The following is a 14,360-nucleotide window of genomic DNA, read 5'->3' on the forward strand; positions in this document are numbered from 1 at the left end:
GGCCGGACCCGCGCGGGACCCGGCCTTTCATCTTTTCCCAAATACCTAAATCCCGACCACAGCTGCAAGCACCGTGGCCCGATCAGGATTACTGATGCGCGCTCAGCGGCGTGCGGTAGGTCATGCGGCGCACCGATCCGGTCTTGGAGCGCATCAACAGAGTGGTGGTCTCGACCCAGCCCGGCTGGCGCTTGATGCGCGGCAAGAGCGAGCCACCGGTGACGCCAGTGGCAGCAAAGATCACATCCTGCGTCACCATCTCGTCACGGGAATAGACGCGGTCCAGATCGGTGATACCGGCCTTGGCGGCGCGGGCTTTTTCATCGTCGTTGCGGAACAGCAGACGGCCAAAGATTTGGCCCCCCATGCATTTCAGTGCGGCCGCCGCCAGCACACCCTCGGGCGCGCCGCCTTGACCCATATACATGTCGATGCCGGTGGTTTCGGCCTCGGCGCAGTGCATGACACCCGCAACATCGCCATCGGTGATCAGGCGGATCGACGCGCCGGTTTCGCGCACCTCGGCGATCATCGCCTCGTGGCGGGGGCGTTCCAGAATGCAGACGGTGATATCCGAGGGCGCGCAGCCCTTGGCTTTGGCCAGCGCCTCGACCCGTTCACGCGGCGACATATCGAGCGAAACCACGCCCTCAGGGTAGCCCGGACCCACGGCCAGCTTGTCCATATAGGTGTCGGGCGCATGCAGCATGGAGCCACGCGGCCCCATGGCGATCACGGTGAGCGCGTTAGGCATGTCCTTGGCGGTCAGCGTGGTGCCTTCCAGCGGGTCCAGCGCAATATCGACGCCGGGACCGTTGCCGGTGCCCACTTCCTCGCCGATATAAAGCATCGGCGCCTCGTCGCGCTCGCCTTCGCCGATCACCACAGTGCCGGCGATATCCAGAAGGTTCAGCTGCTCGCGCATGGCGTTTACGGCGGCCTGATCGGCGGCCTTTTCGTCGCCGCGCCCGATCAGCGGGGCAGAGGCCAGAGCGGCCTGTTCCGCAACCCGGGCGAGGCCCAGGGACAGCAGGCGATCATGAAACGGCGCGTCGGCGGTGGTCGATGTCATTCCCAATATTCCTATCTCAAACTTGCGCGATCCAACCCGGCATAGCCCGCCCGCCCCCGGAGGGGCAAGGCCATGGCAGCGGTGGTGTCGCTAACAACACGTCTTTTGCGTCTCAGCTGCGCGGATCAGCGGCGCGTTGCCAGCCGCCGGTCCGCATAGGCCCATCCTAGGGCAGCAATGTCACAGTTCTTCGATGCGCAGCGCCACGGGCGCGCCTTCGACCACGCCAGTGGCTGCCAGCGCCTCTAGCGCTTGTTCCAGCATGGTGGAGGTGCATTTGTGGGTCACAATCAGCACCGGCGCGACGGTGGTCGCGTGGTCATACTGGCGCATCCGGTGGATCGACACGCCCGCATCTCCAAGGGCTGCGGCCACTTTGGCCAGCGCGCCGGGTTTGTCCTGCAAGGCCATACGCACGTAGTAGGGCGCAGGCAGGCCGGTCTGGGCGGCGGGTTCCTCAGAGAGGGTGGTCGCGGGCTGGCCAAAGGTGGCAATCCGCAAGCCGCGCGCGATGTCCAGAACATCGCCCATCACGGCACTTGCGGTGGGGCCTTCACCGGCACCGGGGCCGCGCAGCACAACCTGATCAATCGCATCGCCTTCGATCACCACCATATTGGTGCCGCCCTCAAGCTGCCCCAGCGGCGAGTCCGCAGGCACCAGACAGGGGGTCATGCGCTGCTCCAGCCCGCGGGCCGAGCGCTGCGCCACACCCAAGAGTTTGATCCGGTAGCCCATGTCGGCGGCGTGGCGGATGTCCTCAATGGCGATGCGCTGGATACCTTCGAGCTTTACATCATCAAAGGCGGGTTTGGTGCCAAAGGCGATAGAGGCCAGGAGCGCCAGTTTGTGCCCCGCATCAATGCCGCCCACATCCAACAGCGGGTCCGCCTCGAGATATCCCAGCTGGCCGCATTCTTCAAAGAGGGCGTTATAGCCCCGGCCCGTGGCTTCCATCTGGGTCAGGATGTAGTTGCAAGTGCCGTTCATCACGCCCATGACGCGGGTGATTTCATTGCCTGCAAGGCTCTCGGTCAGGGATTTGATCACTGGGATGCCGCCCGCAACAGCAGCCTCAAAGCGGATCACGCGGCCATTGGCTTCGGCCTGTTCGGCCAAGGCCTGACCGTGAATGGCTAGAAGCGCCTTGTTGGCGGTGACCACATCCTTGCCTGCGGCAAGTGCGGCTTCGGTTGCAAGCTTGGCGGGGCCTTCATGGCCGCCCATCAATTCGACAAACACATCCACGTCATCGCGGGTCGCGAGAGCGACCGGGTCGGTCTCCCAGGCGTAATCCTTAAGCGACACGCCGCGATCCTTAGTGGCGTCGCGGGCAGAGACGGCGGTGATGACCACCGGACGACCAGTTCGTGCCTCCAACAGGGCAGCATGGCGGCGAATGATTTTCACCACGCCAATGCCGACCGTGCCCAAACCTGCAATCCCCAGTCGAAGCGGTTCAGTCATAGTGGAGGTCCTTATTGTCTTGACGGTCTATGGGTTCGATGTCGCCTTAGCGGCTCTGGCCCGGTGGTGCAATGTTCAACACTGTGAACACGAGGCTCAGGGCTGGCGGCGGCGCAGCGCCTCAGCCCGCCTGCGCAACCGGTCCGCGCGAGCATCCAGCGCATCCGACAGCGCGGCGCTTTCCTCCTCCGGCAGCGGCTCCTGCGCCAGCGCGGTGTCCAGCGGCAGCAATTCAGGGTAGGGCTGGCTGCGCAAATCCGCAGGCAGGCGGTCTTCAAGTTGAGGCACGCGCGAGCAGGCGGCCGATACGCTCAGGAGGGCACAGGCCGACAGCACCGTCAGGCGCGCCAGTCGGGGCGCGGGTGTCATTCGCATCAAGGCGGTCTGTCTGGCAGGCATGAAAGTCCCAAATCTTCTGTCTGAGGTTTCGCCCTTGATGCACAAATGCGCCTAAGGGTACAAGTTAATCCGCGCAGCACGCCATGGTGCTTTTATCTGAACAGATGTTCAGATACCTTGGGTCTATGGCACGTACGCAAGGTTCTCATTCCGAATTCACCGGCCCTCGCATCCGCGCGGCGGCACAAGAGTTGTTCGCCCGGCACGGCTATGCTGCGGTGTCCATGCGCCAGATTGCGGGCGCGGTCGGGGTGCAGGCCGGGGCGCTTTATAATTATACCGCCGACAAGCAAAGCCTGCTCTTTGATCTGATGCAGGCGCATATGGAGGGGTTGCTGTCCGCATGGGCCGCAGAAGAGGTGCCGGTCGATGTGATGGGGCAGCTTGAGGGGTTTGTGCGGTTTCACATCCGCTACAATCTGGAACGCCCGGATGCGGTTTTTATCGCCTATATGGAGCTGCGCAACCTGACGGAAGAGAACTTTGCCAAGATCGAAGACCGTCGCCGCGCCTATGAGGACCAGCTGGAGGGCATCCTGAAGGCCGGTGTCGCGCAGGGGCTGTTTCAGGTGCCCGACACCAAGATCGCGGCCCTTGCGGTGATTGCGATGCTGAACGGGGTTCTGACCTGGTATCGCGACGGCGGGCGGCTGTCTTTGGTGGAGGTGGAGACGCTCTACTGGGACATGGTGCGCAAATCGGTGGGAGTGTAGGCCACATGGCACTATTGGACTTGCAGTCGGAGCGGTTGCGGGCGGTCCCCGTCGCGCGACTGTCGCCACAGGATCGCGAAGCGCTTTTCGAACCCGAGGTGGTTGCCTATCTGCCGGACGGCTTTCAGGGACTGGAGACGGATGCCGCACGCTGCGCGCTGCTGGACGGGGTGCAGCAGGAGGCAGAGGTGGTGGTGCTGGCAACCACGGCCGGAGGCGTGATCGGTCTGCTGATCCTGTCGCATGGGGCTGCGGGAGATCGCCTGCGTCATCTCGGGTATCTCTTTGTTCGAGCGGCCTGGGGGCAGGGATACGCCAGTGAAATGCTGCGCGCGCTTCAGGACCTGTATCGTGGCCAGCCTGTGGTCCTGTCCAGTGGTGTGATGGCGGACAACGCCGCCTCTGCCAGGGTTCTGCAAAAGCAGGGCTTCGTGCCGAGCGCGCCGAGCGAGGCAGGTGAACTCACCTATATCTGGGATGCGCAGCGCGGTTGAGAGGGGCCAAGCGGAGCGCTTCCGCGCGCTTTTATTCTGCTGGGGGCGAGGTGATGGCTGTTTGCGGGGCGGAGTGTCTGACGCTGGCGGATTGAAACAAGGCTGCTGAGACGGTCCTGAGGGGCAGGTCTGCCCTCAGGAGCCGCTTTCAAGTGTGATGAGGTTGGGCGCGTCAAGGGCACGCCGCCCGTGCCGGGCGGGGCCTTTGGCCCCCTTGACCCGATCCGCGCCTGTTGTGGCGTATTTCGGGCGAGCGGCACCAGCGCGCCGCTCGCAGGGGCAGTAGATACCGGTTTTCCCGATCAGGGGGCGGGCCGCGCCGCTCGCAGGGAAAAGTGGATACCGGTTTTCCCGATCAGTGAGCGGGCCTTATAAATGTCCCGTTGCGCAGCTCGGCAAAGGCCTTTTGCAGCTCGGCCTGCGTGTTCATCACGATGGGGCCGTGCCAGGCAACGGGTTCCTCGATCGGAGCGCCGGAGATCAGCAGGAAGCGCACGCCCTCGGGGCCCGCTTGCACGGTGATCTCGTCGCCGGTGCCAAAGCGCACCAGCGTGCGGTCGCCGGACATGTCGCGGATGTTGACCTCTTGGCCTGCGACCTCCTTTTCCAGCAGCACGCCTGTGGGGCGCGAGGCATCGGCAAAGGCCGCCTGACCGTCAAAGACATAGGCGAAAGCGCGGCGGTAGGTGTCGATCTTGAAGGTCTTCTTGACGCCCGCAGGCACATAGACATCGAGATATTGCGGATCGGCAGCAATACCGTCGACCGGGCCACGCTTGCCCCAAAATTCGCCCACGATCACCTTCACCCGGGTGCCGTCGTCGTCGATCACCTCGGGGATGTCCTTGCCCTGCACGTCCTGATAGCGCGGCGCGCACATCTTTTGGCTGCCGGGCAGGTTACCCCAGAGCTGAAAGCCGTGCATCTGGCCCTTGGTGTTGCCGCTGGGCATCTCCTGATGCAGGATGCCGGACCCGGCGGTCATCCACTGCACATCACCCGCGCCCAGCGTGCCGGTGTTGCCGAGGCTGTCACCATGCTCGACGGAGCCTTCCAGTACATAGGTGATCGTCTCGATGCCGCGATGGGGGTGCCATGGAAACCCCTGTTGGTAGAGCTCCGGGTGATCGTTGCGGAAATCGTCAAACAGCAGGAAGGGATCAAGCTCGCTTGGGTCCTGAAACCCAAAAGCGCGGTGCAGATGCACGCCTGCGCCCTCCAGTGTGGGCTGTGCGGCGCGTTTTTCCAGAATGGGACGCAGGGACATGAGACTTCTCCTGATGAGAGGGTGTGGCTCATAGATAGGAGGATCGGGCCTTGGGTAAAATCTGCGCAGACTCACCGGGTCTGTGCGTGAATGCAGGGCAGGCGCAAGGGCCTGCACAAAAAAGGGGCAGGATGATCCTGCCCCTGTTGGGTCGTGACATGTGTCTGCGGTTATTCGCCCGCGACCACCTGCAGTTCCGGCTCATCATGGTGGTGATGTTCCCGTACCGGGCGCATCACAAGATTGGCGACAAAGGCCACCACCAGCAGCGCCGCCATGCAATACATCGTGGTATTATAAAGCGAAGGCGTCGGGTCGATGGTGCCTGCGGGCGCGATCTCCATCAGCTTGGCGATGGTTACGGTCTTGGCCGCAACCAATTGATCCAGCTGCGCCAGCGGCGCGCCGAATTTCGCCGCAAAAGCCGCCGGGTCGACGCGCGTCGCCAGATCCTCGATTGCGCTGGTCACCGACATTTGCCTCAGCGACGTGATCGCCAGCGGCCCCAGCACACCAGCGGTGGACCACGCGGTCAGCAAACGCCCATGGATGCCGCCCACATGCATGGTGCCGAACATATCCGCGAGATAGGCCGGGATGGTGGCAAAGCCGCCGCCATACATGGAGAAGATAATCATCGTCGCCGCATAAAAGCCGATCAGATAGATCAGCGACGGGTTGGTGGCCACTGCGCTGGCGAAATAGGGGATCGACAGGTAGAGCAGCGTGCCCAGCACGAAGAAGCACATATAGGTGGCCTTGCGCCCGATGTAATCGGAGGTGGAGGCCCAGAAGAAACGACCCACCATGTTGAAGACCGAAATCATCAGCACGTAAGTCGATGCAAACGCCGCCGTCACCACCAAGGGCATCACCGAGCCGAAGATCTCTGACATCATGGTCTTGGCCACGCCGATCACCCCGATGCCTGCCGTCACGTTAAAGCACAGCATCACCCAGAGCTGCCAGAACTGCGGCGTCTTCAGGGCTTGGTCGATATGGACGTTGTTCTGCGACACCATGCCGGAGGCCACGGGCTTGGGTTCCCAGCCTGCGGGCTTCCAGTCTTTTGCAGGGACGCGGTACTGGAACGAGGCGAGGATCATCACCACGAAATAGACCACGCCAAGGGTCATGAAGGTCTGCGCGGCACCCGTGTTGCCGGTGCCCACCACATAGACGCCTGCCTCGCCGCCAAAGCTCGCGGCCTGCGTGGCAGTGGCCACCACCACCTCCAGCCGCCCGGTGGCGGTCTCTGCAAAGACACGACCGCCCTCGACGATGGTTTGCACCGCGTCCGCGGAGCCGAGGAATTCGGGTGCTTTTTGATAAAGACCCAGCAGCCAGCCCTTGACCGGGGCGGCAATCATTGCGCCGCCGCCAAAGCCCATGATCGCCATGCCGGTGGCCATACCACGCCGGTCCGGGAACCAGCGCAGCAGCGTAGATACCGGGGACACATAGCCAAGGCCCAACCCGCAGCCACCCAGCACGCCATAGCCGATGTAGACCAACCACAATTGATGGGTGGAGATGCCAAACGAGCCCAAAATAAAGCCACCGCCCCAGAGAAACGCCGCAACGACGCCCACCATGCGAGGGCCGACCTCTTCGAGCCATTTGCCGGCAAAAGCCGCCGCAAGCCCGAGGAACACGATGGCGACCGAGAAGATCCACACCACCGAGCTGAGGCTCCAGTCCTCCGCGCTGGAGGCCAGCACCCCCAACTCGCGCGTCAGCGGCGGGTTGAAGACCGACCATGCATAGACAGAGCCAATGCACAGGTGAATGGCAATGGATGCGGGCGGCACCCGCCAGCGGTTAAATCCCGGCTCTGCGACGATGTGTTCCTTGCGCAGAAATGACAATGCGCCACCTTGTGCGGTGCTCATGTGGTTTCCTCCCTTATGGCCTAAGCTCAGGCTGTTCGCTCTGCGGTCGTGCCTCCTCATGCATGCGGCCGCATATGAGAGGGAGAAAGGCAGGTGGAAACTTGCGATGTCAAATAATTTATTAGCAATAACAATTGCTTATGGATATCTTCTGTCCTTGAAGCGCCGGTCAGATGGCGCAGTTTGAGACAAATTGTCCTGCGGGTGGGCCGTGTCTGCGGGAAAACCGGGTTAGTTTGTCCGGTTTTGCAGTTTTTGCGTTTTTTCGCTGTTTTTAGTCGGAAATACGCAGATCGGGCGCAGGGCACCCAGATGCGGCCCAGATGCGGTTCGTGCGCGCGATGCAGGACTCACAGCCCCCAAGTGGCGCATTTGCGGTCTATGGTCTTGCGCGACACACCAAGCCGTCGTGCGGCCTCTGTGCGATTGCCCCCCACCAGTTCGAGCGCGCGCAGAATTTCGCGGCGCTCCACATCCTCCAGCGGGGCAATCTCGGCATCATGGCCATGGTCTTCACCAATGGCAGCGGGGAAGCGGCCAAATATCAGGGCGCGTTCCACAAAATTGCGCAGCTCGCGGATATTGCCGGGCCAGTCATAGCGCAACATGGCCGAGCGCACGCCGGGAGGGATTTCCAGCGGCGGCACACCCATGGTGCCAGCAATCTCAGAGAGGAACAGCTCCGCCAGATCCACAACATCCGCGCCACGCAGTTTGAGCGGCGGCATGTCCAATTCGACCACATTGATCCGATACAGAAGATCGCGACGGAACCGGCCTTCTGCAACCGCCTGTTGCAGCGAGCGCGCCGAGGACATCACAAAGCGCAGATCCAGCTGCACGTCGCGCTCTGATCCGACCGGGCGGATCACCCCATCCTCTAGGACGCGCAGCAGGGCGGTTTGCGCATGGGCGCTGAGTTCCGCCATATCGTCCAGAAACACCGTACCGCCCTGCGCGGAGGCCAGCAGCCCCTCGCGCGCACCCTGCGCACCGGGAAAGGCACCGGGGGCATGGCCAAACAATTCGACCTCAATCATCTCGGTGGGGATCGCGCCGCAATGGATCGCCACAAAAGGCGCATCCGCGCGGGCAGAGCGTTTGTGCAGGTGGCGTGCGGCAACTTCCTTGCCCGTGCCAGAGGCACCGGTGATCAGCACGGGTGTCTTGAGCTGCGCCACCCGTTCCAGCACCGCGCGCACGTCTGAAATAGCGGCAGAACTGCCGATCAGGTCTGTGCGGCGGCTGCCGGGATCAGATTGCGCCAGCGCCCGGCGCAACGCCTGATTTTCGCGCTTCAGCTGCGCCACCTCAAGGCTGCGCCGCAGCGAATTGACGATCTGATTGGAGCGAAAGGGTTTGAGAACCAGATCCGAAGCGCCCGCCCGCAGGGCCTCTAGCGCGATGTGAAAATCCGCATAGGCGGTGATCATGATGGTTTCGGTAAAGCCCCCGGTGCGCTGACGCTCTGCCAGCCAGTCCAGCCCTTTGGTGCCGGGCATGATGTTATCGAGCAGCATCACATCGTAGTGCTGGCGCGCGAGACACTGTTCGGCTTCTGCGGCGGTTGCGGCCTCATCGACGCCCCGGCACAGCGGGCGCAGCGTCTTCACGAGGAAATTGCGCATCCCCGGCTCGTCATCGACCACAAGGATCTGCGCGCGCGCCAAAGGCTCGCTTGTATCCGGGCGCTCCATCACCTCCATGCCCGCGCCTCCTCCTCGCTGCAGTGTCGGGGCATCAAATCGTGACGGGGCGGTGCTGGCAAGCGTGTTTTTCAACGACAAGGCGAACAGGCAGACCTGAGCGCATCACAGCAAAGGCGTTCAGCACAGATGAAGCGTCAGGCGGGGATGTTCGAAAAATGCGTGGCTGCCCGTCAAAAGGGCAATGCCAGAAGGGGGGATTGCTCCCGGTCACAACCGGGAGCAATCTTGTCAGAGCTTACTCCGCCGGGCGCTGGGCTGCGTCCGGTGCGACCTCGCCGGTCTCTTCTGCCGTGGGCGTAAAGAAACCCGTCCATGCGTAGAAGATGCCAAACACCGGCGCCAGCCAGCAGGCAAAGGACAGCGGGATATAGAGAAGGTTCTCCATCTTGCCCTCCGAGATCCCCAGCGCCAGCGCCGAGATCACAAAGGCACCGCCTGCGTTCCATGGGATCAGCGGCGAAATGATGGTGCCGCCTTCTTCGGTGGCGCGGGCAAGGTTCAGACGCGAATAGCCGATGCGGTCATAGACCGGCTTGAACATCCGACCTGGCAGCGCAATCGACAGATAGGGGTCGCCTGCCACGGTGTTGGTTGCCATCGACGACAGGATCGCCGAGGTCTGCACGCCCGCGATGGTCTTCACCCGCTTGGTCAGCAGCTCAATGATCGCGGCCAGACAGCCTGTGCGCTCCAGCGCGCCACCAAAACCAAGCGCAATCAGGATCAACGAGATGGTCCACATCATCGACTGAATGCCGCCCCGGTTCATCAGCGCGTCCATCGCCTCCACCCCGGTTTCAACCGAGTAGCCGTAGTTGGCATAGGTAAAGACGTCATGCACCGATGCGCCCTGCACAAAGATCGCGATCAGCGAGGCCACCACGACACCGATGAACAGCGTCGGGATTGCGGGCATCTTCATCATCGCAAGCCCGATCACCAAAAGCGCGGGCAACAAGAGCCAGGGCGTGATGTCAAAAGAGCCATCCAGCGCGGTCTTAAAGCTCTCGATCCGTTCAAAGGACGGCTCCCCTTCGCCAAGGTTGAAGCCCATCACCGTATAGATCGCCAGTGCAATCAGCATGGCCGGAACCGTGGTCGGCAGCATGTTGCGGATGTGATCAAACAGCTGCGTATCGGTCACGGCGGGCGCAAGGTTGGTGGTGTCCGACAGGGGCGAGATTTTATCGCCAAAGAAGGCCCCCGAAACCACTGCGCCTGCGGTCCAGTATGCAGGAATGCCAAAGCCTTCGCCAATGCCCATAAGCGCCAGACCCACGGTGCCCACGGTGCCCCAGCTTGTCCCAAGCGCCAAGGAGACGATGGAACACAGGATCATGCCCGCAGCCAGAAACAGCTGCGGCGACAGCAGCGATAGCCCGTAATAGATCAATGTCGGAACCGTACCCGAGGCGATCCATGTACCGACGATCATGCCGACAAGGATCAGAACCGAGACGGCGGGAAAGGAGACCGCGATCACATGGAATGCGCCTTTCTCGATCTCATCCCAGCTCAGACCTTCGATCAGGCCCACGACGGCCGTCAATGCGATACCAATGGCCAGCGGGATATGCGGGGTGAAATCCCCAAAATAAAAGATCTGCACCCCAAGGATGCCGAGCGTCAGCACAATCGGCAGCAGCGCCAGACCGATTGATGGACGAACGTCCGTTTTTTGTAATGGCATGAAACATGTCCTCTCTGTTGGGTGGCGAACCGTGACCTGGCCTCAATGAGGGCATCACCGAGTGCAGCGGGGTCCGGTACCGGTTGTCGTCTCTTTGGGATCAGCTGGTGGATCTGTAGGCGAGTATTGCGGCCGACAGATCCTCAATCGCGGTACCGACCCCTTTGAAAAGGGTAATTTCCTCTGGCGACTGGCGCGGGGACAGATCCCCTTCGCACAGGTCTTTGAGCGTAGCGCGAATGTCGCTTTCGACGAGCACGCCGGTTTCCAGCGGGGTCTTGATGTCGCCGCTTTCCACCAGCGCATCCATCGTGTCCACATAGACCGTGGCACGGGTCAGCACCGCGTCGTCCGCTTCGCGCATGGTTGGAGTAAAGCTGCCGATCAGGTCGATGTGCTGGCCGGGGTGCAGCCAGGCACCCTGCAGCACTGGTGTCTGCGACAGGGTCGCGCAAGAGATCACATCGGCCTCTGCTGCGGCGGCCTCGACGCTTTCAGTGACCTCGGCGGCAATGCCCATCTCGTTCAGGTTTGCCACCGTGCGCGCCGCATTTTCCGGCATGATGTCATAGACCAGCGTGCGCGTCATCGGCAGCACCTCACGGTAGGCCTGCGCCAGATTAAAGCCCACGCGCCCGGCACCAATGATCAGATGCGTGGCGCTCTCGGGGCGGGCCAGCCGCCGTGCCGCCAGCGCCGAGGCCGCAGCGGTGCGCCGCGCTGTCAGCTCTCCGCCATCTGCCAGCAGCAAATGCGCGCCGGTTTCGCGGTCAAACAACACATAGCTCGACGACAGCGCCGCGCGGCCACGTTTGCTGTTGCCGGGCACCACATTGACCAGTTTGATGCCGCCAAAGCCCTCCGCACGCCATGCCGGCATCAGCAGCAGCACATCGTCTTCTTCTTCGGCGTTTTCCAGATAGTGGTGATGGCGCAGCGGCGCCTCATACGCGCCGCAAAATCCCTGATCCAATGCATCAATCAATTCCGCGTAAGGCAGGGCGGCGCGGGTCTGTTCCTGGTCGAGAATTTTCATTGAACGATCCTAACTGTGAAGAGGAGGCAGCGCCGGGCGGATAACGCCCGTGCCTAGGCGGCGATCAGCCAGCGGGCTGTCTCGGAAACGCCGTATGAGGGAGATTGAGCGCCATGCAGCCGCTCGGCGAGGAGCTGTCCTGCGCCCGCCGCCATGGTCCAGCCAAGCTGGCCATGACCGGCGTTGAGCCAGACATTTCTGTGGGTGCGCAAACGGCCCAGATAAGGCCGCCCGCTGGGGGTGGTGGGGCGCAGACCGGCCCAATGTGTGACTGCATCCAACTCGACCGCGCAGCCAAAGTGGCGCGCCACATAGTCATCCAGATACGCCGCGCGCTCCGGGTTGGGGCTGCTGTCGTGACCTGCAAATTCGGCAATGGCGGTGACGCGCAGGTAAGATCCCAGCCGGGTGACTGCGATCAGATTGGTTTCATCGACCAGCGGGCGGGCTGGCATATACGCACCATCCCGTATCGGGTAGGTCGCCGAATAGCCTTTGACCGGGTAGATCAGCGGGCGCACACCTAACTGTTTGCCGAGCGCGACCGTGCCAACACCTGCCGCGATCACCAACTGATCGCAGGGCACTGGCCCGTCTGTGGTCTGCACCGCCGACACGCGCCCCTGTGCGCGCTCGAACCCGGTGACCGTTGCGCCATAGCGGAACGCGACCTGCCGGTTCTGCTCCAGCCACTGCGCCAGCGCTCTGGTGAACCGGCGGCAATCGCCCTTACTGTCGACTGAGGACAACCGCCCGCCTTTCAGCCTGTCGCCATAAACCTTCAGCGCCGGGTCCCATTGGGTCAGTTCTTCGGCGCTCATGGGGGAGAAGCCTTCGAGATGATCCGACTCCTTGCGCGCCGCAAAGGCGCTCTCTTCCCCATAAAGATAATAGGCCCCGTCATGCCCCTGCTCAAAAGCAAGCCCAGTGGCTTGCTCCAAGGCCTGCAACTCTTGCCGCCCATGGCGGGCGAGCCACGCCATCGCGCCGGAATTTTCCCGATGCGCCCGCGCCGAGCACTGACGCAAGAACGCCAGCCCCCAGCGCCACAGTTGCGGGTCCATCAGCTTGCTGATCTTCACGCTCGGGGTACGGCCCAGCAGCGCATGTATCATTTGCGCAGGCGCGGCAGGCCCGGCCCAGCTCTCGGCATGACCGACGGCAATGATCCCCGCATTGGCAAAGCTGCAGCCCTCGGCAGGGGCCTTTGCGCGCTCGATCACGGTCACGTGGTGGCCGCGTTCCGCGAGGTGGTAGGCGGTGGCCATCCCAACCACCCCCGCTCCGATCACGGCAATTCGCTGGCCACGCTTCTGCTGGTCATGCATACTTTCATCCAAATAGCTCGGGCACGCGGCCTATGGGCAATTTTTTGGTAAAATAAGAAAAATCATGTCCCAAACAACAAAAAAAGACTCTCCCTTTTCCTCCGATGTCCAAGCGGCATTGCTGGATGACAGTGAAAAGCAAAGGATCCGGCTTGAACTCGGCAGGCGTGTCAAAGGCTTACGCAGTTCCGCTGGGATGACGCTGGAACAAGCCGCAGAGCGCACGGGCCTTGCGGTTTCGACCATTTACAAGATCGAAAACGGCAAAGTGTCCCCGAGTTTTGAGAATCTGCTGCGACTCGCACGGGGCTATGGTGTCGGGCTGGAGAAGCTCATCGCTGAGCCCGAAGACGAGGTCAGCACCACCCGGTTGACGGTCACGCGCGCCGGGCAGGGGCGCTCGGTCGAGGGTAAAGTGTATGAGTATGAGGTGCTCTGCAACGGGCTCACCGGCAAGAAGATCATCCCCCTGATCGGCACCATCAGCGCCGCAGGCGACAGCGTGCCCGCCCATCTTGATCGCCACGACGGCGAAGAGCTGTTGTTCGTTCTCGAAGGCGAGGTGGAGCTGATGGTCGAACATTACGAACCCGTCATCCTCGGGGCGGGCGATTGCGCCTATTACGACAGCACCATGCGCCACGGCGTGCGCAGCACCGGCCCGAATGAGGCGCGGGTGTTCTGGGCCTGCACCCATCTGGGGGGTCTCAGCTGATCCCCGTGCGGCAGGTGCGAAAAGGACTGTTAGATCCCGGCATTTTTCGCTAATCCGACGCAAAGGATCTGAGGGAGAACAACAGATGAGCAGCCAGATGGACCGCGGCGAAATCCTCGCCACCGTAGAAGCATCGCCCGCCCGCCGGGTGATCGGTGTGGGCATGCTGGTGGGTTTGGGACTGGTGCTTCTCTATCTGTCGATGATCAGCACGCCCGGTTTGGCGTGGCAGGGGTTCTTGCTGCTGGTCGCGGGGGGGGCGCTTTGGATGGGCTATCGCATGTGGCACGCCACAGCGCACCGGCTTGAACTGACCGCCGAGGGGCTGCGCTGCTCTGACGGCACCGAGATCATCCGTATCAGCGACCTGCAACATCTGGATCGCGGGTTCTTCGCGTTCAAACCCTCAAACGGGTTTTTGATGCGCAGCAAAACCGCTGGTGACAAGTGCTGGTATCCGGGTCTGTGGTGGCGCCTGGGCCGCCGCATCGGCGTCGGCGGCGTCACACCGGGATCACAGACCAAGACCATGACCGAAATCCTCGCCGCCATGATGGTAGAGCGCGACGCGGGGTGAT

Annotated in this window: 13 protein-coding genes; 4 read left to right on the plus strand and 9 right to left on the minus strand. The window is 62.5% G+C overall.

Going from position 1 to position 14,360, the window contains the following annotated elements; genetic code table 11:
• Positions 1 to 88: 88 nt before the first annotated feature.
• The 3 genes from glpX to K529_RS03065 all read right to left on the minus strand — a co-directional run bounded on the left by glpX (position 89) and on the right by K529_RS03065 (position 2,938).
• Positions 89 to 1,072, minus strand: coding sequence for a class II fructose-bisphosphatase (glpX, locus tag K529_RS03055; RefSeq protein WP_046002411.1), 984 nt, complete (start codon positions 1,070 to 1,072; stop codon positions 89 to 91).
• A gap of 180 nt (positions 1,073 to 1,252) precedes the next feature.
• Positions 1,253 to 2,539 (minus strand): homoserine dehydrogenase, encoded by a 1,287-nt coding sequence (locus K529_RS03060; RefSeq protein WP_046002412.1) that lies wholly within the window; start codon positions 2,537 to 2,539, stop codon positions 1,253 to 1,255.
• Between the two features lie 96 nt (positions 2,540 to 2,635).
• Positions 2,636 to 2,938 (minus strand): hypothetical protein, encoded by a 303-nt coding sequence (locus K529_RS03065; protein ID WP_046002413.1) that lies wholly within the window; start codon positions 2,936 to 2,938, stop codon positions 2,636 to 2,638.
• 125 nt (positions 2,939 to 3,063) lie between these two features.
• Here K529_RS03065 and K529_RS03070 point away from each other — a divergent pair, with 125 nt between their 5' ends.
• A complete protein-coding gene (locus tag K529_RS03070) occupies positions 3,064 to 3,651 on the plus strand; it encodes a TetR/AcrR family transcriptional regulator (RefSeq protein WP_046002414.1) in 588 nt (195 codons plus the stop codon).
• 5 nt (positions 3,652 to 3,656) lie between these two features.
• The gene (locus tag K529_RS03075; RefSeq protein WP_046002415.1) at positions 3,657 to 4,145 is read left to right on the plus strand and encodes a GNAT family N-acetyltransferase; all 489 of its coding nucleotides are present in this window, start codon (positions 3,657 to 3,659) and stop codon (positions 4,143 to 4,145) included.
• A gap of 355 nt (positions 4,146 to 4,500) precedes the next feature.
• On the opposite strand, the gene K529_RS03080 is transcribed toward K529_RS03075, so the two are convergent.
• From K529_RS03080 to K529_RS03105, 6 genes are all read right to left on the minus strand, one after another.
• Positions 4,501 to 5,412: a pirin family protein gene (locus tag K529_RS03080; RefSeq protein ID WP_009176736.1), complete on the minus strand. Its 912-nt coding sequence runs from the start codon at positions 5,410 to 5,412 to the stop codon at positions 4,501 to 4,503.
• A 170-nt stretch (positions 5,413 to 5,582) separates the two neighbouring features.
• Complete coding sequence (locus K529_RS03085; protein WP_005651385.1) at positions 5,583 to 7,304, minus strand: OFA family MFS transporter; 1,722 nt, start codon at positions 7,302 to 7,304, stop codon at positions 5,583 to 5,585.
• Positions 7,305 to 7,654: 350 nt separating this feature from the next.
• Positions 7,655 to 9,010, minus strand: a complete 1,356-nt coding sequence (locus K529_RS03090) for a sigma-54-dependent transcriptional regulator (protein ID WP_046002416.1) — start codon at positions 9,008 to 9,010, stop codon at positions 7,655 to 7,657.
• A gap of 238 nt (positions 9,011 to 9,248) precedes the next feature.
• On the minus strand, positions 9,249 to 10,703 hold the full coding sequence (gene nhaC, locus K529_RS03095) for a Na+/H+ antiporter NhaC (RefSeq protein ID WP_005644081.1): 1,455 nt from the start codon (positions 10,701 to 10,703) through the stop codon (positions 9,249 to 9,251).
• Between the two features lie 100 nt (positions 10,704 to 10,803).
• Complete coding sequence (gene lhpI, locus K529_RS03100; protein ID WP_046002417.1) at positions 10,804 to 11,739, minus strand: bifunctional Delta(1)-pyrroline-2-carboxylate/Delta(1)-piperideine-2-carboxylate reductase; 936 nt, start codon at positions 11,737 to 11,739, stop codon at positions 10,804 to 10,806.
• Positions 11,740 to 11,792: 53 nt separating this feature from the next.
• Positions 11,793 to 13,067: an FAD-dependent oxidoreductase gene (locus K529_RS03105; protein ID WP_046002418.1), complete on the minus strand. Its 1,275-nt coding sequence runs from the start codon at positions 13,065 to 13,067 to the stop codon at positions 11,793 to 11,795.
• Between the two features lie 64 nt (positions 13,068 to 13,131).
• Between K529_RS03105 and K529_RS03110 the strand changes: the two genes are divergently transcribed.
• On the plus strand, positions 13,132 to 13,782 hold the full coding sequence (locus tag K529_RS03110; protein ID WP_005648153.1) for a helix-turn-helix domain-containing protein: 651 nt from the start codon (positions 13,132 to 13,134) through the stop codon (positions 13,780 to 13,782).
• An 85-nt stretch (positions 13,783 to 13,867) separates the two neighbouring features.
• On the plus strand, positions 13,868 to 14,359 hold the full coding sequence (locus K529_RS03115; protein WP_005648151.1) for a hypothetical protein: 492 nt from the start codon (positions 13,868 to 13,870) through the stop codon (positions 14,357 to 14,359).
• Position 14,360: the final 1 nt, after the last annotated feature.

Source organism: Tritonibacter mobilis F1926, assembly GCF_000376545.2.
GTDB lineage: Bacteria > Pseudomonadota > Alphaproteobacteria > Rhodobacterales > Rhodobacteraceae > Epibacterium > Epibacterium mobile.

Bases quoted from the DNA above. Each gene is read 5' to 3' on its own strand.
- K529_RS03080 (WP_009176736.1), bottom strand. From the start codon at position 5,412: ATGTCCCTGCGTCCCATTCTGGAAAAACGCGCCGCACAGCCCACACTG.
- K529_RS03065 (WP_046002413.1), bottom strand. From the start codon at position 2,938: ATGCCTGCCAGACAGACCGCCTTGATGCGAATGACACCCGCGCCCCGA.
- K529_RS03070 (WP_046002414.1), top strand. From the start codon at position 3,064: ATGGCACGTACGCAAGGTTCTCATTCCGAATTCACCGGCCCTCGCATC.
- K529_RS03085 (WP_005651385.1), bottom strand. From the start codon at position 7,304: ATGAGCACCGCACAAGGTGGCGCATTGTCATTTCTGCGCAAGGAACAC.
- nhaC (WP_005644081.1), bottom strand. From the start codon at position 10,703: ATGCCATTACAAAAAACGGACGTTCGTCCATCAATCGGTCTGGCGCTG.
- K529_RS03105 (WP_046002418.1), bottom strand. From the start codon at position 13,067: ATGCATGACCAGCAGAAGCGTGGCCAGCGAATTGCCGTGATCGGAGCG.
- lhpI (WP_046002417.1), bottom strand. From the start codon at position 11,739: ATGAAAATTCTCGACCAGGAACAGACCCGCGCCGCCCTGCCTTACGCG.
- K529_RS03115 (WP_005648151.1), top strand. From the start codon at position 13,868: ATGAGCAGCCAGATGGACCGCGGCGAAATCCTCGCCACCGTAGAAGCA.
- K529_RS03090 (WP_046002416.1), bottom strand. From the start codon at position 9,010: ATGGAGGTGATGGAGCGCCCGGATACAAGCGAGCCTTTGGCGCGCGCG.
- glpX (WP_046002411.1), bottom strand. From the start codon at position 1,072: ATGACATCGACCACCGCCGACGCGCCGTTTCATGATCGCCTGCTGTCC.
- K529_RS03110 (WP_005648153.1), top strand. From the start codon at position 13,132: ATGTCCCAAACAACAAAAAAAGACTCTCCCTTTTCCTCCGATGTCCAA.
- K529_RS03060 (WP_046002412.1), bottom strand. From the start codon at position 2,539: ATGACTGAACCGCTTCGACTGGGGATTGCAGGTTTGGGCACGGTCGGC.
- K529_RS03075 (WP_046002415.1), top strand. From the start codon at position 3,657: ATGGCACTATTGGACTTGCAGTCGGAGCGGTTGCGGGCGGTCCCCGTC.